Raw genomic sequence first — 26466 nt, 5'->3', positions numbered from 1 at the left:
GCCCCTCACAGCTTCATCAGGCTGGCGTCGTCGACCGAGGCCGAGTGGCGGGATCGGAAGACGGACACGATGATCGCGAGCCCGACGACGACCTCCGCGGCGGCCACGACCATCGTGAAGAAGGCGATGATCTGGCCGTCGAGGTTGCCGTGCATGCGGGAGAAGGCGACGAACGCGAGGTTGCAGGCGTTGAGCATCAGCTCCACGCACATGAAGACCACGATCGCGTTCCGCCGGATCAGCACCCCGACCGCACCGATGGTGAACAACAGGGCGGCGAGGTACAGGTAGTTGACGGGATTCACCGGCCGGCCTCCTCTTCTTCCCGGTCGCGTCCGAGCCGCTCCGAGGAGCGCTGCTCCAGGGCCTTGAGATCGGCGAGCGCCTCCGTCGACACGTCCCGCACCTGGCCGCGCTTGCGCAGCGTGGAGATGACGGTGAGCTCGGACGGGGTGCCGTCGGGCAGCAGGCCCGCGATGTCCACCGCGTTGTGCCGGGCGTAGACGCCGGGGGCGGGCAGCGGCGGGAGGTGCTTGCCCTCGCGGACGCGCTGCTCGGACAGCTCGCGCTGGGTCCGGGCCCGCTCGGTGCGCTCCCGGTGGGTGAGGAGCATCGCGCCGACGGAGGCGGTGATCAGCAGGGCGCCGGTGATCTCGAAGGCGAAGACGTACTTGGTGAAGATGAGGGCCGCCAGGCCCTCCACGTTCCCCCCGTGGGCGGCGTTCGCCGCGCCGAGGCCGGTGAACTCGGTCAGCGCCGCGTTCCCGATCCCGGCGAAGAGCAGGACGCCGAAGCCGAGGCCGCAGGCGGCGGCCCACCAGCGCTGGCCCTTGATGGTCTCCGTCAGCGAGTCCGCGGCCGTGACGCCGACCAGCATGACGACGAAGAGGAAGAGCATCATGATCGCGCCGGTGTAGACGACGATCTGCACGATGCCGAGGAAGTACGCGCCGTTGGCCAGGTAGAAGACCGCGAGGACGATCATCGTGCCGGCCAGGCAGAGGGCCGAGTGCACGGCCTTCTTCATCAGGATGGTGCACAGCGCGCCGATGACGGCGACGGTGCCGAGCACCCAGAACTGGAACGCCTCGCCGGTGGAGGTGGCGTAGGCCGCGAGCGCGCTCATCGGCCGACCACCTTCCCCGAGGCGGGCTCGTCCTCGCCGAAGGTCGACGCGCCCTCCTGCGGACCCTCGCCCTTGGACACGGCGACCTGGCGCTCGGTGCCGGGCGCGGCCTCGGTGACGAGGCCCCGGTAGTAGTCCTGCTCGGTCATTCCGGGGAAGATCGCGTGCGGCGTGTCGACCATGCGGTCGTCGAGGCCCGCGAGCAGCTGCTCCTTGGTGTAGATCAGGTTCTCGCGGGAGGAGTCGGCCAGTTCGAACTCGTTGGTCATCGTGAGCGCGCGGGTGGGGCACGCCTCGATGCACAGCCCGCACAGGATGCAGCGGGCGTAGTTGATCTGGTAGACGCGGCCGTACCGCTCGCCGGGCGAGTAGCGCTCCTCGTCCGTGTTGTCCGCGCCCTCCACGTAGATGGCGTCGGCGGGACAGGCCCAGGCGCACAGCTCGCAGCCGACGCACTTCTCCAGGCCGTCCGGGTGGCGGTTGAGCTGGTGCCGGCCGTGGAAGCGGGGTGCCGTCGTCTTCTGCTGTTCCGGGTACTGCTCGGTCAGCCGCTTCTTGAACATGGCCTTGAAGGTCACGCCGAAGCCGGCCACCGGATTCTGGAAGTCAGACACGATCCGTCCCCCTTTCGTCACTCTCGGTAGCAGTATCGGGGCCACCACTGACAACGAGGTCCCGCTGGTGTCGGGGCCCGCGCCGGGGCACGGGCGGCAGGGTCTGTCCGGGCTTGGGCGGTACGGGGAAGCCGCCGGCCATCGGGTCGAAGGTCCGCTCCTCGGCGGCGGGCCCGGCGGCGGCCTTCTCCTTCTTGTCGCGGAAGAGGTCGGCGACGAAGGAGAGCAGCAGCACCACGAGGACGGCACCGGCCACGTACAGGACGATGTTGGTGAAGGCGATGTCCTCGTTGCGCAGCGCCCGGACGGTGGCGACCAGCATCAGCCAGACCACGGAGACCGGGATGAGCACCTTCCAGCCGAGCTTCATCAGCTGGTCGTAGCGGACGCGGGGCAGGGTGCCGCGGAGCCAGATGAAGAAGAAGAGCAGCAGCTGCACCTTGAGGACGAACCACAGCATCGGCCACCAGCCGTGGTTGGCGCCCTCCCAGAAGGTGCTGATCGGGTACGGGGCCCGCCAGCCGCCCAGGAAGAGGGTCACCGACACCGCGGAGACCGTCACCATGTTCACGTACTCGGCGAGCATGAACATCGCGAACTTGATGGACGAGTACTCGGTGTTGAAGCCGCCGACGAGGTCGCCCTCGGACTCCGGCATGTCGAAGGGGGCGCGGTTGGTCTCGCCGACCATCGTCACGATGTAGATGAGGAACGACACCGGCAGCAGGATGACGAACCAGCGGTCCTGCTGGGCCTCGACGATCGCCGAGGTGGACATCGACCCCGAGTAGAGGAAGACGGAGGCGAAGGCCGCGCCCATGGCGATCTCGTACGAGATCATCTGCGCGCAGGAGCGGAGGCCGCCGAGGAGCGGGTACGTGGAGCCGGACGACCAGCCGGCGAGCACGATGCCGTAGATGCCGACGGAGGCGACCGCGAGGATGTACAGCATCGCGATCGGCAGGTCGGTGAGCTGCATCGTGGTGCGCTGGCCGAAGATCGACACCTCGTTGCCGGCCGGGCCGAAGGGGATCACGGCGATGGCCATGAAGGCCGGGATGGCGGCGACGATCGGGGCCAGGACGTAGACGACCTTGTCGGCCCGCTTGACGATCACGTCCTCCTTCAGCATCAGCTTGATGCCGTCCGCGAGGGACTGGAGGAGGCCCCAGGGGCCGTGCCGGTTGGGGCCGATGCGCAGCTGCATCCAGGCGACGACCTTGCGCTCCCACACGATGGAGAAGAGCACGGTCACCATCAGGAACGCGAAACAGAAGACGGCCTTGATCGCGACGAGCCACCAGGGGTCCGTCCCGAACAGGGAGAGGTCTTCGGCGGCGAGGGGGGTGTTCACGCCTGCACCTCCGTCGAAGGGGTGGCCGGGCCGATGCGGACCAGGTCGCCGGGGCGGGCGCCGGTGTCGGCGAGGACGCCGTGGCCGGCCGAGTTCAGCGGGAGCCAGACGACCCGGTCGGGCATCTCGGTGACCTGGAGGGGGAAGGCGACCGCGCCGGCGGGGCCGGTGACTTCGAGGAGGTCGCCGTCCTTGACGCCGGTGTCGGCCGCGGTGCCGGCGGAGAGCCGGGCGACGGCGGCGTGGCGCGTGCCGGCCAGGGCCTCGTCGCCCTCCTGGAGCCTGCCGAGGTCGAGCAGGAGCCGGTGGCCGGCGAGGACGGCCTCGCCGTCGCCGGGCCGGGGCGCCGGGACCGCGTGCGCGCCGGGCTCGGAGGCCCGCTCCTCGGTCCAGCGGCCGAGCCGGTCCAGTTCGCGCCGGGCCGCCTTCAGGTCGGGCAGGGCGAGGTGGGCGTCCATGGCGTCGGCGAGCATGTGGAGGACCCGCAGGTCGCTCGGGGCGAGCGTCCTCGTCATCTGCTCGGGCTTGAGCGCGGCCTCGAACATCCGGACGCGGCCCTCCCAGTTCAGGAAGGTGCCGGGCTTCTCGGCGACGGCGGCGACCGGCAGGACGACGTCGGCGCGCTCGGTGACGGCGCCGGGGCGCAGTTCGAGGGAGACGACGAAGGCCGCGTCGAGGGCCTCGCGCGCGCGTGCCGGGTCGGGCAGGTCGTCGACGTCGACGCCGCCGACGAGGAGCGCGGCGAGTTCGCCGCCGGCCGCGGCCTCCAGGATCTGGCCGGTGTCGCGGCCGTAGCCGTGCGGGAGTTCGCGGATGCCCCAGGCGGCGGCGACCTCCTCGCGCGCGCGGGGGTCGGTCGCGGGCCGCCCGCCGGGCAGCAGGCTCGGCAGGGCGCCGGCCTCGATCGCGCCGCGCTCGCCGGCCCGGCGCGGGATCCACACGAGCCGCGCGCCGGTGGCGGCGGAGGCGCGCAGGGCGGCGGTGAGCGCGCCGGGCACCCCGGCGAGCCGCTCGCCGACGGCGATGACGGCACCCTCCTGGCGCAGCGCCTCGGAGGCGGCCCAGCCGGTGGAGTCGAGGCCGACCCGGGAGGTGAGGGCGTCGAGCCATTCGGTCTCGGTGCCGGGGGCGGCGGCGAGCAGGGTGCCGCCGGCCTTCTCCAGGCCGCGGGTGGCGTGGGTGGCGACGGCGTACGTCCTCTGCCCGTGCTTGCGCCACGCCTTGCGGAGCCGCAGGAAGACGCCGGGGGCTTCCTCCTCGGACTCCAGGCCGACGAGCAGCACCGTCGGCGCGGCTTCGAGCGAGGTGTACGTGACCCCGGAACCGTCCAGGTCCCGGCCCCGTCCGGCGACGTACGCGGCCAGGAAGTCGGCCTCCTCGCCGGAGTGGATCCGGGCCCGGAAGTCGACGTCGTGGGTGTCGAGGGCGACGCGGGCGAACTTGGCGTAGGCGTAGGCGTCCTCGACGGTGAGCCTGCCTCCGGCGAGGACGCCGGTGCGGCCGCGGACGAGTCCGCGGGCGGCGGCCTCCAGCGCCTCCGGCCAGGAGGCCGGTTCGAGGACGCCCTGGGCGTTCCGGACGAGGGGGGTCGTCAGCCGGTCGCGCTGCTGCGCGTACCGGAAGCCGAACCGGCCCTTGTCGCAGATCCACTCCTCGTTGACCTCGGGGTCGTCCTGCGCGAGGCGGCGCATGACCTTGCCGCGCCGGTGGTCGGTGCGGGTGGCGCAGCCGCCGGCGCAGTGCTCGCACACCGAGGGCGACGACACCAGGTCGAAGGGGCGGGAGCGGAAGCGGTACGCCGCCGAGGTCAGCGCGCCGACCGGGCAGATCTGGATGGTGTTGCCGGAGAAGTACGACTCGAAGGGGTCGCCCTCGCCGGTGCCGACCTGCTGGAGCGCGCCGCGCTCGATGAGCTCGATCATCGGGTCGCCGGCGACCTGGTTGGAGAAGCGGGTGCAGCGGGCGCAGAGCACGCACCGCTCGCGGTCGAGCAGCACCTGGGTGGAGATCGGGACCGGCTTCTCGTAGGTCCGCTTGACGCCTTCGAAGCGGGAGTCGGCCTGGCCGTGGGACATGGCCTGGTTCTGCAGGGGGCACTCGCCGCCCTTGTCGCAGACCGGGCAGTCCAGCGGGTGGTTGATGAGCAGCAGCTCCATCACGCCGTGCTGGGCCTTCTCCGCGACCGGCGAGGTCAGCTGCGACTTGACGACCATGCCGTCGGTGCAGGTGATGGTGCAGGAGGCCATCGGCTTGCGCTGGCCCTCGACCTCGACGATGCACTGGCGGCAGGCGCCGGCGGGGTCGAGGAGGGGGTGGTCGCAGAAGCGGGGGATCTCGATGCCGAGCTGTTCGGCGGCGCGGATGACCAGGGTCCCCTTGGGAACGGAGATCTCGGCGCCGTCGATGGTCAGCGTGACGGTCTCTTCCCTGGAGTGCCTCTGCGGTCCGTCCGGGCTGCCGCCGCCCGACGCACCGGGCGTGGTGACGGTCATGCGGTCACCTCCTTGTGGTTGTCCGCCCAGGCGGTCGACTTGGCCGGGTCGAAGGGGCAGCCCTTGCCCGTGATGTGCTGCTCGTACTCCTCGCGGAAGTACTTCAGCGAGGAGAAGATCGGCGAGGCGGCGCCGTCGCCGAGGGCGCAGAACGACTTGCCGTTGATGTTGTCGGCGATGTCGTTCAGCTTGTCGAGGTCGGACATCACGCCCCGGCCGGCCTCGATGTCGCGGAGGAGCTGGACGAGCCAGTAGGTGCCCTCGCGGCAGGGGGTGCACTTGCCGCAGGACTCGTGGGCGTAGAACTCGGTCCAGCGGGTGACGGCCCGGACGACGCAGGTGGTCTCGTCGAAGCACTGGAGGGCCTTGGTGCCGAGCATGGAGCCGGCGGCGCCGACGCCCTCGTAGTCGAGGGGCACGTCGAGGTGTTCCTCGGTGAACATGGGGGTGGAGGAGCCGCCGGGGGTCCAGAACTTGAGCCGGTGTCCGGGGCGCATGCCGCCGCTCATGTCGAGGAGCTGGCGCAGGGTGATGCCGAGGGGTGCCTCGTACTGGCCGGGCGAGGCGACGTGCCCGCTCAGCGAGTAGAGCGTGAAGCCGGGGGACTTCTCGCTGCCCATCGAGGTGAACCAGTCCTTGCCGCGGTGGAGGATCGCGGGAACGGAGGCGATGGACTCGACGTTGTTCACCACGGTGGGGCAGGCGTAGAGGCCGGCGACCGCGGGGAAGGGGGGCCGGAGCCGGGGCTGGCCGCGGCGGCCTTCGAGCGAGTCGAGGAGGGCGGTCTCCTCGCCGCAGATGTACGCGCCGGCGCCGGCGTGCACGGTGAGTTCGACGTCGAGCCCGCTGCCGAGGATGTTCGTGCCGAGGTAGCCGGCCCGGTAGGCCTCGCGGACGGCCTCGTGGAGGCGGCGGAGGACGGGGACGACCTCGCCGCGCAGGTAGATGAAGGCGTGGCTGGAGCGGATCGCGTAGCAGGCGATCACGATGCCCTCGATGAGGGAGTGCGGGTTGGCGAAGAGGAGGGGGATGTCCTTGCAGGTGCCGGGCTCGGACTCGTCGGCGTTGACGACGAGGTAGTGCGGCTTGCCGTCACCCTGCGGGATGAACTGCCACTTCATGCCGGTGGGGAAGCCGGCGCCCCCGCGTCCGCGGAGCCCGGAGTCCTTCACGTAGGCGATGAGGTCGTCGGGGCTCATGGCGAGGGCCTTGCGCAGGCCCTGGTAGCCGTCGTGGCGCTCGTACGTCTCCAGGGTCCAGGAGTCGGGCTGGTCCCAGAAGGCGGAGAGCACCGGTGAGAGGAGCTTCTCGGGGCTGCTGGAGTTGATCTCGGCGGCCAATGTCATCACTCTCCCTCCTGACCGGCTGCCTCGCCGCGCGGGTGGACGATCCGGGTGTGCTGCGGGGCCTCGCCCTTGGCCAGGCGGAGGCCGACGAGGGAGGCCGGGCCGGCGCCGCCGGTGGCCGCGACGGCGCCGGGGCGCTCGTCGGGGAAGCCGGCGAGGATCCGGGCGGTCTCCTTGAAGGTGCAGAGGGGGGCGCCGCGGGTGGGTTCGACGGTCCGGCCCGCGCGGAGGTCGTCGACCATCTTCTTGGCCGACTCGGGCGTCTGGTTGTCGAAGAACTCCCAGTTGACCATCACCACGGGCGCGAAGTCGCAGGCCGCGTTGCACTCGATGTGTTCGAGGGTGATCGCGCCGTCCTCGGTGGTCTCGCCGTTGCCGACGCCGAGGTGCTCCTTGAGCTCCTCGAAGATGGCGTCGCCGCCCATGACCGCGCAGAGGGTGTTGGTGCAGACGCCGACCTGGTAGTCGCCGGACGGCTTGCGGCGGTACATCGTGTAGAAGGTGGCGACGGCGGTGACCTCGGCGGTGGTCAGGCCGAGCATGTCGGCGCAGAACTGCATGCCGGTGCGGGTCACGTGGCCCTCCTCCGACTGCACGAGGTGCAGCATCGGCAGGAGCGCGGAGCGGGAGCCGGGGTAGCGGTCGATGATCGCCTTCGCGTCCTCCTCCAGCCGGGCCCGGACGTCGTCCGGGTAGGCGGGGGCGGGAAGCTGGGGCATCCCGAGGCTGACGTTGCCGCTCGTCGGGGTCTCTGTCATCGGTCGACGCCTCCCATCACGGGGTCGATGGAGGCGACGGCGACGATGACGTCGGCGACCTGGCCGCCCTCGCACATCGCGGCCATGGCCTGGAGGTTGGTGAAGGACGGGTCGCGGAAGTGGACGCGGAAGGGGCGGGTGCCGCCGTCGGAGACCACGTGCACGCCGAGCTCGCCCTTGGGGGACTCGACGGCCGCATAAGCCTGGCCGGCCGGGACCCGGAAGCCCTCGGTGACCAGCTTGAAGTGGTGGATCAGGGCCTCCATGGAGGTGCCCATGATCTTCTTGATGTGGTCGAGGGAGTTGCCGAGGCCGTCGGGGCCGAGGGCGAGCTGCGCGGGCCAGGCGATCTTCTTGTCGCCGACCATGACCGGGCCGGGCTCCAGCCGGTCGAGGCACTGCTCGACGATCCGCAGCGACTGGCGCATCTCCTCCAGGCGGACGAGGAAGCGGCCGTAGGCGTCGCAGGTGTCGGCGGTGGGGACCTCGAAGTCGTAGTTCTCGTAGCCGCAGTACGGGTCGGTCTTCCGCAGGTCGTGCGGGAGGCCCGCCGACCGGAGGATCGGTCCGGTGGCGCCGAGGGCCAGGCAGCCGGTGAGGTCGAGGTAGCCGACGTCCTGCATGCGGGCCTTGAAGATGGGGTTGCCGGTGGCGAGCTTGTCGTACTCCGGCAGGTTCTTCTTCATGGTCTTCACGAACTCGCGCACGGCGTCGACGCCGCCGGGCGGGAGGTCCTGGGCGAGGCCGCCGGGCCGGATGTACGCGTGGTTCATGCGCAGGCCGGTGATCAGCTCGTACAGGTCCAGGATCATCTCGCGGTCCCGGAAGCCGTAGATCATGATCGTGGTGGCGCCGAGCTCCATGCCGCCGGTGGCGATGCACACCAGGTGCGAGGAGAGCCGGTTGAGCTCCATGAGCAGAACCCGGATGACGCTCGCCCGGTCGGGGACGTCGTCGGTGATGCCGAGCAGCTTCTCCACGCCGAGGCAGTACGCCGTCTCGTTGTAGAACGAGGTGAGGTAGTCCATGCGCGTGACGAAGGTGGTGCCCTGCGTCCAGGTCCGGTACTCGAGGTTCTTCTCGATGCCGGTGTGGAGGTAGCCGATACCGCAGCGGGCCTCGGTGACGGTCTCGCCGTCGATCTCCAGGATGAGCCGGAGCACGCCGTGGGTGGACGGGTGCTGGGGGCCCATGTTGACGACGATCCGCTCGTCGTCGGCCTTCGCGGCGGACTGGACGACCTCGTCCCAGTCGCCGCCGGTGACCGTGTAGACGGACCCCTCGGTGGTCTCGCGGGGGCCTGATGCTGTGCTGTTCACGAGTACGACCTCCGCTGGTCCGGAGCCGGGATCTGGGCGCCCTTGTACTCGACGGCGATGCCGCCGAGCGGATAGTCCTTGCGCTGCGGGTGGCCCTGCCAGTCGTCCGGCATCATGATCCGGGTGAGGGCCTGGTGGCCTTCGAAGACGATTCCGAAGAAGTCGTACGTCTCGCGCTCGTGCCAGTCGTTCGTCGGGTAGACGGCGGTCAGCGACGGGATCCGCGGGTCCTCGTCGGGGGCCGAGACCTCCAGCCGGATGAGCCGGCCGTGGGTGAGCGACCGCAGGTGGTACACGGCGTGCAGCTCGCGGCCCTTGTCGCCCGGGTAGTGGACGCCGGAGACGCCGGTGCACAGCTCGAAGCGGAGCGCCGGGTCGTCGCGCAGCGTGCGGGCGACCCGGACGAGGTGCTCGCGCTCGATGTGGAAGGTGAGCTCGCCGCGGTCGACGACCGTCTTCTCGATGGCGTTCTCGGGGACGAGCCCCTGCTCCTCCAGGGCGCCTTCGAGCTCGTCCGCGACCTCGTCGAACCAGCCGCCGTACGGGCGGACGGCCGCGCCGGGGAGGCGGATGGAGCGGACGAGGCCGCCGTAGCCGGAGGTGTCGCCGCCGTTGTTCGCGCCGAACATGCCGCGCTGGAGCCGTACCTCCTCCCCGTGCTCACCGCGCTGGCCGGGCAGGTTCTGCGCGGACAGCTCCTTCTCGGGGTTCGGGGTTTCGTCGCTCAACGGAGCAGACCCTTCATCTCGATGGTCGGCAGCGCCTTGAGCGCCGCCTCCTCCGCCTCACGGGCCGCCTCCTCGGCGTTCACGCCGAGCTTGGACGTCTGGATCTTCTGGTGGAGCTTGAGGATCGCGTCCATCAGCATCTCCGGGCGCGGCGGGCAGCCGGGCAGGTAGATGTCGACCGGCACGATGTGGTCGACGCCCTGCACGATGGCGTAGTTGTTGAACATGCCGCCCGAGGAGGCGCAGACGCCCATGGAGATGACCCACTTGGGGTTGGGCATCTGGTCGTAGACCTGCCGCAGGACGGGCGCCATCTTCTGGCTGACCCGGCCCGCGACGATCATCAGGTCGGCCTGGCGCGGGGAGCCGCGGAAGACCTCCATGCCGAAGCGGGCGAGGTCGTAGCGGCCGGCGCCGGTCGTCATCATCTCGATGGCGCAGCAGGCGAGGCCGAAGGTCGCGGGGAAGACGGACGCCTTCCGGACCCAGCCCGCGGCCTGCTCGACGGTGGTCAGCAGGAAACCGCTGGGCAGCTTCTCTTCGAGTCCCATGGGTGCTCCTCAGCCCCTCAGTCCCATTCCAGGCCGCCGCGCCGCCACACGTAGGCGTAGGCGACGAAGACGGTGAGCACGAAGAGCAGCATCTCCACGAGCCCGAAAAGCCCCAGGGCGTCGAAGGTGACGGCCCAGGGGTAGAGGAAGACGATCTCGATGTCGAAGACGATGAAGAGCATCGCCGTCAGGTAGTACTTGATGGGGAAGCGGCCTCCCCCGGCGGGAGTCGGCGTCGGTTCGATGCCGCACTCGTACGCCTCAAGTTTTGCCCTGTTGTACCGCTTTGGCCCGATTAGCGTGGCCATGACCACGGAGAAGATCGCAAACCCCGCACCCAGGGCACCGAGCACGAGGATGGGCGCGTACGCATTCACGCTCCTCGCTCCTTCCAGTCGTCCTTGACCGTTGGACCGCACTGTCGGCTCGCGGCACCCCGCGGCGACCTCCGGGAAGATCGCCCACATGTGAGGCAGTTCACAAGCCCGACGTCCGCGTATCTTAAGCCCGCCCCTCTGTGATCTGCGACACGGGGGTCGCCAACGGATTTGTGATCTCCACCACCTGACGAAGGATCATGAAGTCGGATGAGCGGTGATCTTGTCGCGTGAAGCGCCCAGGTGATCACCAGGTGTGACATTCGGACCGGAAATCGCTGGTCGGAACGGGTGGCGCTCTATCAAGAGATGGCGCGTGCAAGCAAATTGGCAGTGGACGCGTCCGGGTGATATAGGCATCGGCGTCGCTCGTCCGGGGGGCCGGGGGGACCGAAGTGGACGCCCCGACTCCGTGTGCGCGCGTTCACGAGACGGAGATGTGACCTGCGTCACTCCCTCGCGGCCCGGAAAAAGCGGGGCTTGGCCATCGGCATCAAGAGGTGGTAAGCGAAGGGCAATTCGGGCATCTCATCGAAAACCCATGATCAAGGGCGCAATGAGCCGTGACCGTTTTGCCCGTTACGGCGTCAATAAGGGCGCCAAGGAAGCGGATTAGACGGTTCCGGTCGTAACTGTGGCGCAACCCACGTTTCTTGAAGGGAACCGTGAAGCCCTGATAGCGGTTGTACCCATGTCCCACACCGCTCACATACCCAGCCACCGGAAGCCCCGCCGCAGCGCCTCGAAGCTCGCGCTCCGCGCCGGAGTTGCCGGTGGCGTCCTCAGCACCATCGCGGTGGCCGGTGCTGCCGGCCCGGCGAGTGCCGAGCCGGTGACCGAGACCATCGAGATGCCCACGCTGGGATCCCTCGGCACTGACCTCTCCAGCGCCGTGGCCGCCTCCGCCGAGGCGTCCCAGCAGGAGGCCCTCGACCAGAGCCTGGAGGCCCAGGAGGCCGCCGCCCTGGAGAAGGCCGCCAAGGAGGCCAAGAAGGCCAAGGCCGAGGCCGACCGCAAGGCCGAGGCCGAGCGCGCCGAGAAGGCCCGCCAGGAGGCCGAGGCGAAGGCCGAGCGCGAGCGCGCCGAGGCCGAGGCCCGTGCCGAGGCCCAGGCCCGCGCCTCCCGCGACGCCGCCCGCACCCAGCTGTCCACCACCTCGGCGTCCGACTCCTCGTCCTCCTCGTCCTCGGACTCGGGTTCGTCGAGCGACAGCGGCTCCTCCGCCTCCTCGGAGTCGACCACCCAGGCCGCCTCCGGCACCGCCGCCGCCATCGTGGCCTTCGCGCGCGCCCAGATCGGCGACGCGTACGTCACCGGCGGCACCGGCCCCAACTCGTGGGACTGCTCCGGCCTCGTCCAGGCCGCCTACGCCGCCGCCGGCATCGACCTGCCGCGCATCTCGTACCAGCAGTCCTCCATGGGCACCTCCGTCTCCCTGAGCAACCTCCAGCCGGGCGACGTCCTCTACTGGGGCAGCCGCAGCGGCTCGTACCACGTCGCCATCTACGTCGGCGGCGGCAAGTACGTCGGCGCGCAGAACTCCTCCACCGGCGTCGTCGAGCGCTCCCTGGACTGGGACCCGCCGTCGGGCGCCGTGCGCATCCTCTGATCGTCCGCGATCGGAGCCGTACGAACGAAGGGCCGTCACTCCTCGGGGGAGCGACGGCCCTTCGGGGTGTCCGGGGGCGGGTTACGCCTTCGGGGCGACCTTCGAGAGGCCGTTGATGATGCGGTCCATCGCGTCGCCGCCGGTCGGGTCCGTGAGGTTGGCCAGCATCTTGAGGGTGAACTTCATCAGCACGGGGTGGGTCAGGCCGCGCTGCGTCGCGATCTTCATGACCTTCGGGTTGCCGATGAGCTTCACGAAGGCGCGGCCCAGGGTGTAGTAGCCGCCGTAGGTGTCCTTGAGGATGCGGGGGTAGCTCTGGAGGGCCAGTTCGCGCTGGGCGGGGGTGGCGCGGGCGTGGGCCTGGACGATGACGTCGGCGGCGATCTGGCCGGACTCCATCGCGTAGGCGATGCCCTCGCCGTTGAAGGGGTTGACGAGGCCGCCCGCGTCGCCGACCAGCAGCAGGCCCTTCGTGTAGTGCGGCTGGCGGTTGAACGCCATCGGGAGGGCCGCGCCGCGGATCGGGGTCGTCATGTTGTCCGGGGTGAAGCCCCAGTCCTCCGGCATCGACGCGCACCACGCCTTCAGCACCTCGCGCCAGTCCAGCTCGCGGAAGGCGGAGGAGGAGTTGAGGATGCCGAGACCGACGTTCGACGTGCCGTCGCCCATGCCGAAGACCCAGCCGTAACCGGGGAGCAGACGGTCCTCGGCGCCGCGCTTGTCCCACAGCTCCAGCCACGACTCCAGGTAGTCGTCGTCGTGCCGCGGGGAGGTGAAGTACGTGCGGACGGCGACGCCCATCGGGCGGTCCTCGCGGCGGTGCAGGCCCATCGCGAGGGAGAGGCGGGTCGAGTTGCCGTCGGCGGCGACGACCAGCGGCGCGTGGAAGGTGACCTCGGTCTTCTCCTCGCCGAGCTTGGCGTGCACGCCGGTGATGCGGCCGGTGCGGTCGTCGATGACCGGGGCGCCGACGTTGCAGCGCTCGTAGAGGCGGGCGCCGGCCTTCTGCGCCTGCCGCGCCAGCATCTCGTCGAAGTCCTCGCGCTTGCGGACGAGTCCGTAGTCCGGGTACGAGGCGAGGTCGGGCCAGTCCAGCTGCAGCCGGACGCCGCCGCCGATGATCCGCAGGCCCTTGTTGCGGAGCCAGCCGGCCTCTTCGGAGACGTCGATGCCCATGGAGACGAGCTGCTTGGTGGCGCGCGGGGTGAGGCCGTCGCCGCAGACCTTCTCGCGCGGGAACGCCGTCTTCTCCAGGAGCAGCACGTCGAGTCCGGCCTTGGCCAGGTAGTACGCGGTGGTGGAGCCGGCCGGGCCCGCCCCGACGACGATCACGTCTGCGCTGTGCTCGGAGAGGGGCTTCTCGGTCACGGCGAATCTCCCGAAAGGTCGGCGAAGAGGGTCGTAGGGAAGTCTAGGCCGGACCCCCCGCCCCGAACCGTCACGGGGCGCCGCCGGGGTCCTACGCCGCGCCTCCCCCGCACCGCGGGGCGCCGCCCACCCTCCACGTCCGGCTTCCGCGCCGGGCGCGGGTCTTCGGGACGGCCCCTTCCGCCGGGCCTAGGCTTCCGCGCCTGAACCCGCACCCGCTGTACGGCTTCGTACGGGTGCGGGTCCAGGCTCGGGGCGCGGAGGCACCGCTGGGGTGCCGTTCCGTTGTGCCCACCCTCCCCCAAGCTCTCGGCTTCGCTCGAGCAGGGGGGACCCCCATCGCCCCAGCGGAACGATTGCCCACAACGAAACGGCGCCGGCCCGCAACGGAGCGGCGGCGGCCGTCCGCGACGGGGACGGGCGTCAGGGGTGTTTGTAGCCTCGGTGCAGGGCGACGATGCCGCCGGTGAGGTTGCGGTGGGCGACCTTCGACCAGCCGGCCTTCTGGAGGAGCCCCGCGAGGGTGGGCTGGTCCGGCCAGGACTGGATGGACTCGGCGAGGTAGACGTACGCGTCGGGGTTCGAGGAGACCGCCCGGGCCACCGGCGGCAGCGCGCGCATCAGGTACTCCTCGTACACCGTGCGGAACGGGCCCCACGTCGGGTGCGAGAACTCGCAGATCACGACCCGGCCGCCGGGCTTCGTCACCCGGTACAGCTCGCGCAGCGCCTGCTCGGTGTCCTGGATGTTCCGGAGCCCGAAGGAGATGGTGACCGCGTCGAAGACGTCGTCCCGGAAGGGCAGCTTCGTGCCGTCGCCCGCCGTGAACGGCATCCACGGGTGCCGCTGCTTCCCGACCCGCAGCATGCCGAGCGAGAAGTCGCACGGGACGACGTACGCGCCCGCCCGCGCGAAGGGCTGCGAGGAGGTGGCGGTGCCGGCGGCGAGGTCGAGGATCTTCTGCGCGGGGCGCGCGTCGACCGCCTTGGCGACCTCCTTGCGCCAGCGGCGGTCCTGGCCGAGCGAGAGCACGTCGTTGGTGAGGTCGTAGTTGGCCGCCACGTCGTCGAACATGGAGGCGACTTCGTGCGGCTGTTTGTCCAGGTTGGCTCGGGTCACGGAACCCATTCAAGCAGCCGCCCGAATCTCTCCCCGTACCGCTTCAACCTTTCGGGCCCGGGCGGGCTCAAGGACGGTCGGAACACAGCACACGAGGGCGAGGAGAGCAGGGATGCGGTGGCAGTGACGACCGAGGCGAGGGCCGCGGGGGGCGGGGCGGCGGACGTCGGGACGGAGGCCGGCTTCGAGGAGTTCGCGCGCGCCGCGCAGCAGCGGCTGTACCGGACGGCGTACCTGCTCTGCGGGGACGCGGAGGGGGCGCGGGACCTGACCCAGACCACGCTCGCGAAGCTGTACCAGCACTGGCGGCGCGCGGGCGCGGCCGAGCATCCGCACGCGTACGCCAAGACCGTGCTGACGCGGACGTTCCTGGCGGAGCGGCGGCGCCGGCTGCGGGACCTGCTGGCGCTCGGCCGGGCCGGGGGGACCCTGCCGGAGGCCGTCGCCGACCACGCCGACCTGCGGGTCACGCTCCTCGCGGCGCTCGCCGAGCTGCCGCCCCGGGCGCGGGCGATGGTCGTGCTGCGCTACTGGGACGACCAGAGCGTGGCCTCCGTCGCGGCGCTGCTGCGGTGCAGCGAGGCCACCGTCAAGAGCCAGTGCTCGCGCTCGCTCGCCCGGCTCCGCGTACGCCTGGCCGACGCCGGGCTCTCTCTGACAGGAAGGTGAGGTCCACCGTGGAAGACCACCTCGACGGCGTTCTGCTGCGCGACGCCCTGGACCGGACGGCGGACGCGCTGCCGCCGCTGCCCGATCTCGTCCCTCTGGCGGTGCGCGAGGGGCGCAGGCGCCGGGCCCGCTCCCGGCTCGCGGCCGGTACGGCCGCCTTCGCCGTGGTCACGGCGGGAGCGCTCGGCCTCGCGCTGCTGCCGGGGGCCGGCCCCGGTGTGCCGACGCCGGCCGCCTCGACCGTCGACGGCGAGGGGCTTTCTGCGGCCGAACGGGAGCGCCGCGCCCGGTTCCAGCAGAGGATGGCGGCGCTGCTGGACGAGAGGCTGCCCGCGAACGTCACCGGCGTCCGGCCGGTGGAGGGCCAGGTGAGCGAGTACGCGATCGAGGCCGACGGCGAGGTCTTCCGCATGGTCGTGTCGGTGCGGAAGGCCGCCGATCTGGCCCTGCGGCACTGCGAGGAGGCGCCGGCGGGGAACTCGCCCTGCGAGCGCGACGCGTTGCGTCTCGGACCGGTCAGCGAGTGGAGCGACAGGGTGACGGTGGGGTACCAGTACCGCAGGAGCCAGGTCACGCTCATCGTGTACGGCGGGAAGGCGGAGGCGCCGGTGAACGCGAAGGGACTGTTCACCGTCACCGGGGACCCGCGCTTCCTGGAGCTGGTGAGGGAGGCGGACGCCGATCCGATGGAGCCGCAGGAGCCGCCGCTGACCGCGGTCCAGGTCTCACCGGGAGAGGTCCCCGACTTCCTCTCCGAGGAGGCTCAGCGGGCCCGGTAGACCAGCCGGCCGTCGATGACCGTCGCCACGCAGGTCGACGCGCCCCGGCGGACCAGGGTGGCCGGGTCGGGGACGTCGAAGACGGCGAAGCGGGCCGGGCCGCCGGGCGTGGGACGGGGAAGGAGGATCAGGGGGGTCGGGGAGAGGGACGGCGGGCCCGGGAGGGTGTCCGGGCGGCGGCCGGTCGCCAGGCCGGCGCGGCGGACCGCGTCGGCGGCGGCGCGGGTGCGGAGTTCGCCCGCCACCGCGACCGTGCCGTGCGCCAGCATCCGCTGGACGCCCCGGCGGGCGCTGGCGCCGAGGCGGGCCGGGTCGGCGCGGAAGAGCTCGGCCGCCCGCTCCCCCGTGATCGGCGCGGTGCCGAGGTCGTCGGCCTCGCGCGGGTCCGGGTGGTAGGTCCGCTCCAGGAGCTCGGGGGCGTACGGGTTGAGCAGGCCGGGCAGCAGGATGCCCGGCCAGCGGCGGAGGCGCGCGTCCTGGTGTGCCTCGGCCAGTTCCTCGTACGGGCCGACGGCGGCGATCCGGGGGCCGTCGACGAGGACGGCCAGTTCCGGGGATGCCTCGGCGGCGTGGAGGGTGAGCACCGGCGGGTCAGTTGGCGTCGAGGAGCTTCAGCTCCGGGTGCGCCGTGCCGCCCTCGATCGCGACGGACGAGATGTGCGAGGCGACGCGCTCGTCGACCGGGTCGTTCGCCGGGTCTTCGTGGACGACGAGGTGCTCGTACGTCGTGGCGCGCTGCGCCGGGACGCGGCCGGCCTTGCGGATCAGGTCGATGATCTCCAGGCGGTTGGAGCGGTGCTTGGCGCCGGCGGAGGAGACGACGTTCTCCTCCAGCATGATCGAGCCGAGGTCGTCGGCGCCGTAGTGCAGCGACAGCTGGCCGACCTCCTTGCCGGTGGTCAGCCAGGAGCCCTGGATGTGGGCCACGTTGTCGAGGAAGAGCCGCGCGATGGCGATCATGCGCAGGTACTCGAACAGGGTGGCCTGCGTGCGGCCCTTGAGGTGGTTGTTCTCGGGCTGGTACGTGTACGGGATGAAGGCCCGGAAGCCGCCCGTCCGGTCCTGCACGTCGCGGATCATCCGCAGGTGCTCGATCCGCTCGGCGTTGGTCTCGCCGGTGCCCATCAGCATGGTGGAGGTGGATTCGACGCCCAGGTTGTGGGCGATCTCCATGATCTCCAGCCAGCGCTCGCCGGACTCCTTGAGCGGCGCGATGGCCTTGCGCGGCCGCTCCGGGAGCAGTTCCGCGCCGGCGCCGGCGAAGGAGTCGAGGCCGGCGGCGTGGATGCGGGTGATCGCCTCCTCGACGGAGACGCCGGAGATGCGGGCCATGTGCTCGACCTCGGAGGCGCCGAGGGAGTGGATGACCAGCTGCGGGAAGTCCTTCTTGATGGCGGCGAAGTGCTTCTCGTAGTACTCGACGCCGTAGTCCGGGTGGTGGCCGCCCTGGAACATGATCTGCGTGCCGCCGAGTTCGACGGTCTCCGCGCAGCGGCGCAGGATGTCGTCGAGGTCCCGGGTCCAGCCCTTCTCCGTGTCCTTCGGGGCGGCGTAGAAGGCGCAGAACTTGCAGGCCGTGACGCAGACGTTGGTGTAGTTGATGTTCCGCTCGATGATGTACGTCGCGATGTGCTCGGTACCGGCGTAGCGGCGGCGGCGCACGGCGTCGGCGGCCGCGCCGAGGGCGTGCAGGGGCGCCGAGCGGTACAGGTCGAGCGCCTCCTCGGGGGTGATCCGGCCGCCGGCGGCGGCGCGGTCCAGAACGGACTGGAGGTCGGCCTTCTCGGTCACCGGTTCGTCCCTTTCGGAGGGTTGTTGGCAGACCGCCCCAGCGTACGCCAGCGGGGGTGGGCCGCCGGGCCGGGGTCCGCGTCGGAGTGAATTTCCGATGAACGTTCTGCCGCGTGATTCCCGGGGGCGGAATGGGGAGGCGCGGATACGGGCCCCGGCCGGGAAATGCGGGCGGGAATTGCCGGACGGCGGTACGGGTGCCTATGCGGCGCGGGCGGCCCTATCCGGCGGCGCCCCCTTTGCGGCGCCCCCTTTGCGGCGGTCGTGCCTATTCCGGCGGCAGCAGTTCGACCGTCACATCGGCCGGAAATCCGGTCGTCGGGCCGGTGCGGCGGGCGAACTCGCGTACTCCGGCGAGTTGCTCGGGGCCGAAGCGGAAGTCGAGCGTGCGGAAGTAGCGCTCCAGGAGCTCGGCGTCGAATGCCTCCCAGCGGGCGGCCTGTTCGGCGACCTTGGTGACCTCGTCGAGGGAGAGGTCGCGGGAGGCGAGGAAGGCCCGGTGGACGTTGTGGACGGTCTCCGGTTCGCGCTCCAGGTACTCCTTGCGGGCGGCCCAGACGGCGAAGACGAACGGCAGTCCCGTCCACTCCTTCCACATCAGGCCGAGGTCGTGGACCTGGAGTCCGAGCCGGGGCGCGTCGTGCAGCGAGGCGCGCAGGGCGGCGTCGCCGATGAGGACCGCGGCCTCGGCCTCCTGCATCATCAGGCCCAGGTCGGGCGGGCAGGTGAAGTACGCGGGCCGGACGCCGTGCCGCTCCGCGAGCAGCAGCTGGGCGAGCCGCACCGAGGTCCGGGAGGTGGAGCCGAGCGCGACGCGGGCGCCGTCCAGCTCCTCCAGGGGGCGCTGGGAGACGATCACGCAGGACATGACGGGCCCGTCGCAGCCGACGGCGATGTCGGGGAGCGCGACCAGCCGGTCGGCGTGGCGCAGGTACTCGACGAGGGTGATCGGGCCGATGTCGAGGTCGCCCCGGACGAGCCGCTCGCTCAGCTTCTCGGGGGTGTCCTTGGTCAGCTCCAGATCGAGGAGCGTCCCGGTCCTGGCGAGCCCCCAGTAGAGGGGCAGGCAGTTCAGGAACTGGATGTGCCCGACGCGGGGCCGGCTGCGCTGGTGCTCGTCGTTCGCATTGTCCACATCGCGAGGCTAGCCGCGTCTCGTACGGTGGACATCGCCGGGGGAGATCCGGGCCGGTCCCCGGCGTGGCGCGTCAGCGCCTTAGGGTCGGGATCAAACATGCGGGTGACGTGATCTTTCCCTCTATCGCGTCGCACACGCTGCGTGCTACGCTCGACGCAAGTTGCAGTTTGGTTTCCCTTGCAGTACAGAGCCTGCGGAGCATGTGACCCGCAGGCTTTTGTAGTTTTCAGACTTGTTTGCAGGTTCTGGAGCAGGGCGACCCTTTGGCCCATAGGAGGGCTCATGGCTACCGGAACCGTCAAGTGGTTCAACGCTGAAAAGGGCTTTGGCTTCATCGCCCAGGAAGGCGGCGGCCCGGATGTCTTCGTCCACTACTCCGCGATCAACGCGAACGGCTTCCGTTCCCTCGAGGAGAACCAGGCGGTGAGCTTCGACGTCACCCAGGGCCCGAAGGGTCCGCAGGCGGAGAACGTCACCGCGATCTGAACGCCGTAGTGGCGATCGAGATCTTCTAGAGCAGTACCCAAGGAGCCCCGCTCCGTGCCGCCTGTCGGCACGAGCGGGGCTCCTGCCCGTTTCCGGGCGGGTCGGCCGCAGGCCGGCGGTCAGCAGTTCGGGATGACGGTTCCGTTGTTGTCGCGCGCCTCGTCGTTGCCCCAGCGGGACAGGTAGTAGGCGGAGACGTACGCGCCGTAGCCGTTCTTGCCGGCGTAGACGGTGTCGAGGTCGGTGCGGAGCCACCAGTGGTTGTAGTTGCCGGAGGCGTCACGGATCTCCTGGCCCCAGACCTTGCAGTAGACGTAGTTCGTGCCCGCGTTCAGGACGCCCTGGGGGTCGTTCGTGTTGGCGGCCGCGTAGCCGGTGGCGTTCGCGAAGGTGTCCACCCAGTACTTCCCGCCGCCCCCGCCCGAGCAGCCGTTGTCGCTGGTCAGGTGCTTGGAGCCGTACGAGCCGGGGTAGGGCGCGAGCGAGACGCCGTTGATCACGATGGTCTGGCCGACGCCGTTGTAGAGCTGCTCGTAGTGGATGTGGGCGCCGGAGCTGTTGCCGGTGGAGCCGGTGGTGCCGATCTGCTGGCCCTGGGAGACGGCGGCGCCGTGCGCGACCGAGTAGGCGTTCAGGTGGAAGTAGTACGTCTTCCAGCCGCCGCCGTGGTCGATCACGATGTAGTTCCCGGCGCCGCTCGGCTGGGAGTAGCGGTAGGCGGTGCCGGAGGCCGAGGCCAGGACCGGGGCGCCGGCGGTGGCGCCGCCGTCGGAGCGGAAGAAGTCGAGGGCCTGGCGGACCTCGGCGGAGTGGTGGCTGTAGGTCCACTTCTGCCCGCAGGCGAAGGGGGCCTTGAAGAGCGGCGCGGCATGGGCGGTGCCGGCGGTCCCGAGAACCGTGAGCAGCCCGGCGAGGAGCGCGAGCAGGGCGGTGAGGGCGGGGACGCGGGCGGGCCCGCCGGGGGCCTTCCGGGCCGTGGGCCGAGTCGTACGCGGGTGACGCATGGGTCCTCCGTGGCGTCGGGGCGTGAGGTGACAGGGGTTGACGCGCGTTGACCGACCACAGGGTGCCGGAAGTCCGGGCGCCGCAGTAGCCCGCGTGCACCACATGCGGACCGGCCCCGATACGTACGCTGGACACATGACCGAACGGAAACCGCCGGGCGTCAGCTTCGAGTCCTTCGTCGACAAGCAGATCCGGGAGGCCGCCGAGCGCGGGGAGTTCCGCGAGCTCCCCGGCTTCGGGAGGCCCCTTCCGGACGACACCGCGCCCTACGACGAGCTGTGGTGGGTCAAGCAGAAGCTGCACCGGGAGGGCGTGGCGGTCCTGCCGCCGGCGCTCCAGCTGCGCAAGGACGCCGAGGACGCGGCCGCGGCGGTCGCGGAGGCCGGCTCCGAGAGCCAGGTCCGGCGGATCCTCGGCGAGATCAACACCAAGATCGCGGAAGCCCTGCGCCGCCCGCCGGCCGGTCCGCCGCTGAACCTGACGCCCTTCGACGTCGAGGCGGAGCTGGCCCGGTGGCGGGAGGCGCGCGACCCCAAGGGGGCGTGATGAACAGTGCCGGCCTGCTGCTCGACTCCTTCGGCCGAATCCGGGAGGCCGTCCACGCGGCCGTGCAGGACCTCGGCGAGGAGGAGCTCGCCGCCCGGATCGACCCGGACGCCAACTCGATCGCCTGGCTCGTCTGGCACCTCACCCGCATCCAGGACGACCACCTGGCGGGCGCCTTCGGCACGGAGCAGCTGTGGCGCTCCGACGGCTGGCGGGACCGCTTCGGCCTGCCGTTCCCGCCCGCGGCGACCGGCTACGGCCATACGTCCGCGCAGGTCGGGGCCGTACGGGTGCCGGCGGAGCTGCTGCTCGGCTACCACGACGCGGTGCACGACCGGACGGCCTCGCTGCTGGCGCCGGTGACGAACGCGGACCTGGACCGGGTGGTGGACACGGCCTGGGACCCCCCGGTGACGCTGGGCGTCCGGCTGGTGTCGGTGATCGCGGAGGACCTGCAGCACGCGGGGCAGGCGGGGTACGTGCGCGGGGTGGTGGAGCGGACGGGCGGGTGAGGCGCGGCCCGCAACCTCTCCTGCCCCGCCGGAGGTTGGCGGGACATCTATCGAACGAATCCGCGATCTTCCGTACAACCACGCGACCCGATCGCGAGTCTGACCCTGCACGGCACGCCCCGTGCCGGGTCTTCCCGTGGGGGTCTCCTTGCAGTTCCGCACCACCCGTCCGCGTCTCGCCGCGGCCGTCACCGCCGTCCTCGCCGTCACCGCGCTCGGCGCGGGCACGCTCGCCACGGCGCCGGCCGCCTCCGCGGCCACCTCGGGGCCCGTCGCGGCCGCGCAGGCCGAAGCGCTTCCGGTGCTCCCGGCCGGTTCCTCCGTCACGAGCGGCGGCTCGACCGGCTTCCTCACGTACGGCGACGCCGGCCTGGTCTGGACGCCGTTCGACGGCAGCGCCGCGACCCCCGTCGACCTCGTGTACGACAACGGCGGCTGGGTGCCGACCGGAAGCGACGTGGTCGCCGTCAGCAACCACGGCAGTTTCTCCCAGGCGACCGCCGTCACCCTGCGGGACATGCGCGACCAGGCCGCGCCCGTGGTCGAGATCGACCTCGGCGCGCTGGACGCGCACCTCGTCGCCGTGCTGGGCCCGAAGAGCGTGCTCGCGGAGGTGACGGCGGGCGATGGCACGTCGGAACTGCACGTCGTGACCCAGGACGGCGCCGAGCCGACGACCCGGAAGATCACGGGCCTGCCCGCGGGCGCCGACCGGTTCCTCACCCATGCCGCCGCCGAGGGGGGCCAGATCCTCGTCGGATACGAGACGGGCCCCGTGGACGCGCGGACCGGCGGCCGGGCCGTGATCGACGCCGCGGCGGGAACGGTCGTCGAGACGTACGACTCCGGCGCCCTCGGTTACGCCCCCAGCGCGATGACGCTCTCCCCGTCCCACGTCGCCTGGACGGAGTGGAGCGGCCCCAGCAGGGCCGTCGTGTCCGTCGAGCGCGCCACGGGCGTCCGGAAGACGACCCTCCTGGGTCCTGACGACGAGTACAGCGTCGCGCTCGTCGGCGACTGGCTGGTGTACGGCAACGACTGGCGCCCCGGCCGGGCCGTGTCCCTGACCGACGGCCGGGCCGTCGACCTCGCCGAGTCCGTGACCGGTCTCGTCTCGCGGGGCGACGGCAGCGCGCTGCTGAGCGGCCGTACGGCCGAGGGCGGCACCGGGCTGTTCCGGCTCGACCCGCGCGCCGGCGACGCCCCGGCCGTCACCAAGGTGGCGGAGATGGACCCGTCGGAGCCGCTGGAGATCGAGCAGGTCCACATCCCCGACAGCGTGAACCTCGACAGCACCGGCGGCAAGGCCACCCTGGCGTGGACGCTCTCGCGCGCCGACGTCCACCTGACCGTCACGCTCACCCACACCGCCACCGGCCGGGAGTTCCACGCGGACGTGCCGGCGCCCGGCACGGGCACCCGCTTCTCCTTCACGTGGGACGGCGTCCTCGACGACGGCACGGACGCGCCGAACGGCAGGTACGCGGTCGAGGCCGAGGCGATGCGGGTCGACGGGGTCGGCGAGCCCGCCTACCAGGGCTGGCTGACGAGCATCCAGCGCAACGCCAACCCGCACGACTTCACCGACAACGGCTCCACCGACGTCCTCGCCCGGGACGCCGCCGGTGTCCTGTGGCGCGACGACCTGCGCGACCGGCCGGTGAGCGGTCAGGTCAAGTCCGCACAGCGCACCCGGATCGGCTCCGGGTGGAACACGTACAAGCAGATCGAGGCCGTCGGGAACATCGGCGGCAGCGCGACCGGCGACCTCATCGCCCTCGACGGCTCGGGCGTGCTCTGGTCGTACGCCGGGAAGGGCGACGGCACCTTCGGCACCCGGGTGAAGGTCGGCGGCGGCTGGGGCGTCTACAACAAGCTCACCGGCGGGTCCGACCTCGACGGGGACGGGCGGTCCGACCTGCTCGCGACCGACGGCTCCGGGGTGCTGTGGTTCTACAAGGGCACCGGCGACCTCGCCAGGCCGTTCGCGACCCGGGTCCGCGTGGGCGGCGGCTGGGGGATCTACAACCAGCTCACGGCCGTCGGGAACATCGCCGGCACCGCCGCCGGCGACCTCGTCGCCCGCGACACGTCCGGCGTCCTCTGGCTCTACCAGGGCACCGGCAAGGGCACCTTCCTCGCCCGCACCAAGATCGGCGGCGGCTGGGGCGCGTTCAGCCAGCTCGTCGGCGCCGGGGACGTCGACAACGACGGTCGGCCGGACCTGCTCGCCTACGGGCCGGGCGGCACGTACGTCTACCACGCGAACGGCACGGTCTACGGGACCTTCACCCGCCTGAACACCTCGGTGTTCGTGGGCGAGGGCAGCAAGTTCAGCAACATCGCGTAGCCGCACGGCCGGGCTCGCCCGTGAAGAACCCCGAGGGGCCTGCGGGCCCCTCGGCGAAGACCTGTACCGATCTCCGTCCTTCACGCAGGCCCTCGCGAATTCCCTCACGAATTCCCTCACGATCGGGAGCACAGTGAACCACCACATCACCGGGCGCCGGCTCGCCGCCGCCCTCGTCACCCTCGCCACCGTCGGGGCCGTGACGGGCACCCTCGTCACCGCCCCCGCCGTGGCCGCCCCCGTCGGCGCGACCGCCGAGCGGTGCGTACCGTCCGCGGCCGGGCTGCTGCCGGTCGGTGCCGAGGTCGTGGCCGCGGGCGCCTACGGCTACCTCACGACCTGCACCGACGAGAACGGCGAGGAGCGGCTGAGCCTGCACAAGCCGGACGGCACGGTGACGCCGTACGGCAACACGCGGGCGTACGACAGCGGTTCCGACTGGATCGTGACGCGGAACGAGGTGGGCGTCACCGCCCACAACCCGCTCACCGGGGCGTACGCCAACCACTCGCTGAGCGGCGAACTGGCCGGTGTGGCCTACGACGTCGCCTACGAGAGCCGCCCGACGGCCGACGGCCTGGGCCGCGAGCTGTGGCAGCTGACGCACACCAACGGCGTCGTCAGCAAGCTCAAGCTGTCGAACCTCTTCAAGGGCGAGCGCGAGACCGCACACAAGGTCGTGGCGGCGGGCCGGGACGCGGACGGGCGGCCCACCGTCCTCATCATGGGCCAGGGCGAGCACCAGGTGAACGGGAACTGGGAGCCCCACTCCTGGAGCGTCGTGATCCCCGTGCCCACCGGCTCGGTGGTGCCCTACGGATACGGCCCCGGCTGGAACTGGGACGTCGCGACGGTGACGGGCGCCCTCACCCCGAAGTACAAGGCGACCGTCACGCGGGCGACGGACGGCGGGCACACCCTGACCGCGACGGTCCTCGGAACCACCACCGTCAAGCGGGTGCCGCTCACCGACATCCAGGGCGTCCCGGTCCTCGCCGGGATCGTCGGCGACACGGCCTTCTACGCCGCCCGGCGTGACCCCTCCGCCGGGTCGGACGTCCTGACTCCGCTGTACGCGCGGAACCTCGCCACGGGCGGAGCCCCGTACAAGGTCCTGGAGAACTTCTCCTCCGTCGCCCGCCACAGCGACGGAAGCCTCGTGGTGCGCGGCGCGACGTCCAACGCCGACGGCGTGTTCCGCATCGGCCGGAACGGCGAGCTGACACCCGAACTCGTCGCCGACACCGGCGCGGTCGTGGCGCTGAAGGTCGTCTCCGCTTCCGTACCCGCGACGGCGAACCTGGAGAAGGCCGGGACCAGCGTCCCGATGTCGGTCGAGCTGACCCGCGCCGACGCGGACGTGCAGCTCACCCTCACCCACCAGCGCACCGGCAAGAAGCTCACCACCCACATGATCCCGCCCGTGCACGGGGAGCCCCGCTTCGCGTACTCCTGGAACGGGATCATCGACGGCATCAGCGCCCCGAACGGCACCTACACCTGGCAGATCACCGCCAAGGGCGCCGACGGCACCGGCCCGCTGCCGACCAGCGGTTCCCTCGTCGTGTCCCGCTCGGCCAACCTGCACGACTTCAACGACAACGGCTCCACCGACGTCCTCGCCCGGGACGCCGCCGGCGTGCTGTGGCGGGACGACCTGTACGACTGGCCGGTCGACGGCCAGGCGAAGCCGGCCAAGCGGACGAGGATCGGCACCGGCTGGAACACGTACAAGAAGATCGAGGCCGCCGGGACCGTCGACGGCGGCGCGACCGGCGACCTGATCGCCGTCGACGGCTCGGGCGTGCTCTGGTCCTACACCGGCAAGGGCGACGGCACCTTCAACACCCGGGTGCGGGTCGGCGGCGGCTGGGGCGTCTACACCCAGCTGGCGGCGGGCTCGGACTGGCAGACGGCGGACCGCTCCTCGGACCTGTTCGCCGCCGACACCTCCGGCGTCCTCTGGTACTACCGGGCCACCGGCGACCCGGCCAAGCCGTACTTCCCCCGGATCCGGGTGGGCGGCGGCTGGGGCGTCTACAACCAGATCACGGCCGTCGGGAACATCGTGGGCGACGCGGGCGGCGAGCTGATCGCCCGCGACAAGGACGGCGTGCTCTGGCTGTACCAGTCCAACGGCTTCTCCTTCCTCCCGCGCGTCCGGGTCGGCGGCGGCTGGGGCGGTTTCAGCCAGCTCGTCGGCGCGGGCGACGTCACCAACGACGGCCGCCCGGACCTGATCGCGTACGGGACGGGCGGCACGTACGTCTACCGCTCGAACGGCACGGCGACGGGGGCGTTCACGCGGCAGCCGACGACGCTGTACGCGGGCGAGGGCGGCAAGTTCACGAGCGTGTCGTGAGCCCGGCCTGACGAACGGGGTTTCGACCTGAGAACTGTCGTACAACCCTGAACGGCCTTCAGGAGTC

General features: G+C 71.3%; 25 protein-coding genes. 8 read left to right on the top strand and 17 right to left on the bottom strand.

The window, feature by feature from the left end:
• Positions 1 to 5 precede the first annotated feature (5 nt).
• The 11 genes from nuoK to ABFY03_RS22130 are packed head-to-tail and all read right to left on the bottom strand — an operon-like array spanning position 6 to position 10665.
• Entirely contained in the window at positions 6 to 305 is a 300-nt protein-coding gene (gene nuoK / locus ABFY03_RS22180) for an NADH-quinone oxidoreductase subunit NuoK (protein ID WP_031012459.1), read from the bottom strand.
• Complete coding sequence (locus tag ABFY03_RS22175; protein WP_319007457.1) at positions 302 to 1126, bottom strand: NADH-quinone oxidoreductase subunit J; 825 nt, start codon at positions 1124 to 1126, stop codon at positions 302 to 304. The genes nuoK and ABFY03_RS22175 overlap by 4 nt, the downstream gene beginning before the upstream one ends.
• Positions 1123 to 1773 (bottom strand): NADH-quinone oxidoreductase subunit NuoI, encoded by a 651-nt coding sequence (gene nuoI, locus ABFY03_RS22170; RefSeq protein ID WP_386723628.1) that lies wholly within the window; start codon positions 1771 to 1773, stop codon positions 1123 to 1125. The genes ABFY03_RS22175 and nuoI overlap by 4 nt, the downstream gene beginning before the upstream one ends.
• Positions 1733 to 3094: an NADH-quinone oxidoreductase subunit NuoH gene (nuoH, locus tag ABFY03_RS22165; protein WP_319007455.1), complete on the bottom strand. Its 1362-nt coding sequence runs from the start codon at positions 3092 to 3094 to the stop codon at positions 1733 to 1735. The genes nuoI and nuoH overlap by 41 nt, the downstream gene beginning before the upstream one ends.
• A complete protein-coding gene (locus ABFY03_RS22160; RefSeq protein ID WP_346170697.1) occupies positions 3091 to 5586 on the bottom strand; it encodes an NADH-quinone oxidoreductase subunit G in 2496 nt (831 codons plus the stop codon). Before ABFY03_RS22160 ends, nuoH begins: the two co-directional genes overlap by 4 nt.
• Positions 5583 to 6932, bottom strand: coding sequence for an NADH-quinone oxidoreductase subunit NuoF (gene nuoF / locus ABFY03_RS22155; RefSeq protein WP_319007453.1), 1350 nt, complete (start codon positions 6930 to 6932; stop codon positions 5583 to 5585). The genes ABFY03_RS22160 and nuoF overlap by 4 nt, the downstream gene beginning before the upstream one ends.
• Positions 6932 to 7690 (bottom strand): NADH-quinone oxidoreductase subunit NuoE, encoded by a 759-nt coding sequence (gene nuoE, locus ABFY03_RS22150; protein ID WP_346170696.1) that lies wholly within the window; start codon positions 7688 to 7690, stop codon positions 6932 to 6934. The genes nuoF and nuoE overlap by 1 nt, the downstream gene beginning before the upstream one ends.
• Entirely contained in the window at positions 7687 to 9009 is a 1323-nt protein-coding gene (locus tag ABFY03_RS22145; protein ID WP_319007451.1) for an NADH-quinone oxidoreductase subunit D, read from the bottom strand. Before ABFY03_RS22145 ends, nuoE begins: the two co-directional genes overlap by 4 nt.
• Positions 9006 to 9737, bottom strand: coding sequence for an NADH-quinone oxidoreductase subunit C (locus tag ABFY03_RS22140; RefSeq protein ID WP_346170695.1), 732 nt, complete (start codon positions 9735 to 9737; stop codon positions 9006 to 9008). Before ABFY03_RS22140 ends, ABFY03_RS22145 begins: the two co-directional genes overlap by 4 nt.
• Positions 9734 to 10288 (bottom strand): NuoB/complex I 20 kDa subunit family protein, encoded by a 555-nt coding sequence (locus tag ABFY03_RS22135; protein WP_003998928.1) that lies wholly within the window; start codon positions 10286 to 10288, stop codon positions 9734 to 9736. The genes ABFY03_RS22140 and ABFY03_RS22135 overlap by 4 nt, the downstream gene beginning before the upstream one ends.
• A 17-nt stretch (positions 10289 to 10305) precedes the next feature.
• The gene (locus ABFY03_RS22130) at positions 10306 to 10665 is read right to left on the bottom strand and encodes an NADH-quinone oxidoreductase subunit A (RefSeq protein ID WP_030494815.1); all 360 of its coding nucleotides are present in this window, start codon (positions 10663 to 10665) and stop codon (positions 10306 to 10308) included.
• Between the two features lie 691 nt (positions 10666 to 11356).
• Between ABFY03_RS22130 and ABFY03_RS22125 the strand changes: the two genes are divergently transcribed.
• Positions 11357 to 12274, top strand: a complete 918-nt coding sequence (locus tag ABFY03_RS22125) for a C40 family peptidase (protein ID WP_319007448.1) — start codon at positions 11357 to 11359, stop codon at positions 12272 to 12274.
• Positions 12275 to 12355: 81 nt separating this feature from the next.
• On the opposite strand, the gene ABFY03_RS22120 is transcribed toward ABFY03_RS22125, so the two are convergent.
• Together ABFY03_RS22120 and ABFY03_RS22115 are read right to left on the bottom strand one after the other, a co-directional pair.
• A complete protein-coding gene (locus ABFY03_RS22120) occupies positions 12356 to 13642 on the bottom strand; it encodes a geranylgeranyl reductase family protein (protein WP_319007447.1) in 1287 nt (428 codons plus the stop codon).
• A gap of 423 nt (positions 13643 to 14065) precedes the next feature.
• Positions 14066 to 14761: a demethylmenaquinone methyltransferase gene (locus ABFY03_RS22115; RefSeq protein WP_319007446.1), complete on the bottom strand. Its 696-nt coding sequence runs from the start codon at positions 14759 to 14761 to the stop codon at positions 14066 to 14068.
• Positions 14762 to 14884: 123 nt separating this feature from the next.
• Between ABFY03_RS22115 and ABFY03_RS22110 the strand changes: the two genes are divergently transcribed.
• Complete coding sequence (locus ABFY03_RS22110; protein WP_346172284.1) at positions 14885 to 15430, top strand: SigE family RNA polymerase sigma factor; 546 nt, start codon at positions 14885 to 14887, stop codon at positions 15428 to 15430.
• An 8-nt stretch (positions 15431 to 15438) separates the two neighbouring features.
• Entirely contained in the window at positions 15439 to 16209 is a 771-nt protein-coding gene (locus ABFY03_RS22105) for a hypothetical protein (protein ID WP_346170694.1), read from the top strand.
• Here the strand turns inward: ABFY03_RS22105 and ABFY03_RS22100 are convergent.
• From ABFY03_RS22100 to ABFY03_RS22090, 3 genes are all read right to left on the bottom strand, one after another.
• Positions 16194 to 16793 carry an imidazolonepropionase-like domain-containing protein gene (locus ABFY03_RS22100; RefSeq protein ID WP_319007445.1) on the bottom strand — a complete coding sequence of 200 codons (600 nt, stop codon included), beginning with the start codon at positions 16791 to 16793 and terminating at the stop codon, positions 16194 to 16196. The two genes, ABFY03_RS22105 and ABFY03_RS22100, sit on opposite strands and share 16 nt — an antisense overlap.
• Positions 16794 to 16800: 7 nt before the next feature.
• Positions 16801 to 18000 carry a cyclic dehypoxanthinyl futalosine synthase gene (mqnC, locus tag ABFY03_RS22095; RefSeq protein ID WP_346170693.1) on the bottom strand — a complete coding sequence of 400 codons (1200 nt, stop codon included), beginning with the start codon at positions 17998 to 18000 and terminating at the stop codon, positions 16801 to 16803.
• Between the two features lie 268 nt (positions 18001 to 18268).
• Positions 18269 to 19135 (bottom strand): menaquinone biosynthetic enzyme MqnA/MqnD family protein, encoded by an 867-nt coding sequence (locus ABFY03_RS22090; RefSeq protein WP_346170692.1) that lies wholly within the window; start codon positions 19133 to 19135, stop codon positions 18269 to 18271.
• Positions 19136 to 19420: 285 nt separating this feature from the next.
• Between ABFY03_RS22090 and ABFY03_RS22085 the strand changes: the two genes are divergently transcribed.
• Positions 19421 to 19624, top strand: a complete 204-nt coding sequence (locus tag ABFY03_RS22085) for a cold-shock protein (protein WP_030235313.1) — start codon at positions 19421 to 19423, stop codon at positions 19622 to 19624.
• A gap of 119 nt (positions 19625 to 19743) precedes the next feature.
• Here the strand turns inward: ABFY03_RS22085 and ABFY03_RS22080 are convergent, their stop codons facing one another.
• On the bottom strand, positions 19744 to 20628 hold the full coding sequence (locus ABFY03_RS22080; protein WP_346170691.1) for a M23 family metallopeptidase: 885 nt from the start codon (positions 20626 to 20628) through the stop codon (positions 19744 to 19746).
• A gap of 136 nt (positions 20629 to 20764) precedes the next feature.
• Here ABFY03_RS22080 and ABFY03_RS22075 point away from each other — a divergent pair, with 136 nt between their 5' ends.
• The 4 genes from ABFY03_RS22075 to ABFY03_RS22060 all read left to right on the top strand — a co-directional run bounded on the left by ABFY03_RS22075 (position 20765) and on the right by ABFY03_RS22060 (position 26399).
• Positions 20765 to 21175, top strand: a complete 411-nt coding sequence (locus ABFY03_RS22075) for a DnaJ family domain-containing protein (protein ID WP_319007441.1) — start codon at positions 20765 to 20767, stop codon at positions 21173 to 21175.
• Complete coding sequence (locus ABFY03_RS22070; RefSeq protein WP_346170690.1) at positions 21175 to 21687, top strand: mycothiol transferase; 513 nt, start codon at positions 21175 to 21177, stop codon at positions 21685 to 21687. Before ABFY03_RS22075 ends, ABFY03_RS22070 begins: the two co-directional genes overlap by 1 nt.
• A 148-nt stretch (positions 21688 to 21835) precedes the next feature.
• The gene (locus tag ABFY03_RS22065) at positions 21836 to 24037 is read left to right on the top strand and encodes an FG-GAP-like repeat-containing protein (RefSeq protein WP_346170689.1); all 2202 of its coding nucleotides are present in this window, start codon (positions 21836 to 21838) and stop codon (positions 24035 to 24037) included.
• A gap of 133 nt (positions 24038 to 24170) precedes the next feature.
• The gene (locus tag ABFY03_RS22060; RefSeq protein WP_346170688.1) at positions 24171 to 26399 is read left to right on the top strand and encodes an FG-GAP-like repeat-containing protein; all 2229 of its coding nucleotides are present in this window, start codon (positions 24171 to 24173) and stop codon (positions 26397 to 26399) included.
• Positions 26400 to 26466: the final 67 nt, after the last annotated feature.

This window comes from Streptomyces roseofulvus, assembly GCF_039534915.1.
Lineage (GTDB): Bacteria > Actinomycetota > Actinomycetes > Streptomycetales > Streptomycetaceae > Streptomyces > Streptomyces roseofulvus.
This window is presented reverse-complemented; position numbering and strand designations above follow the sequence as displayed.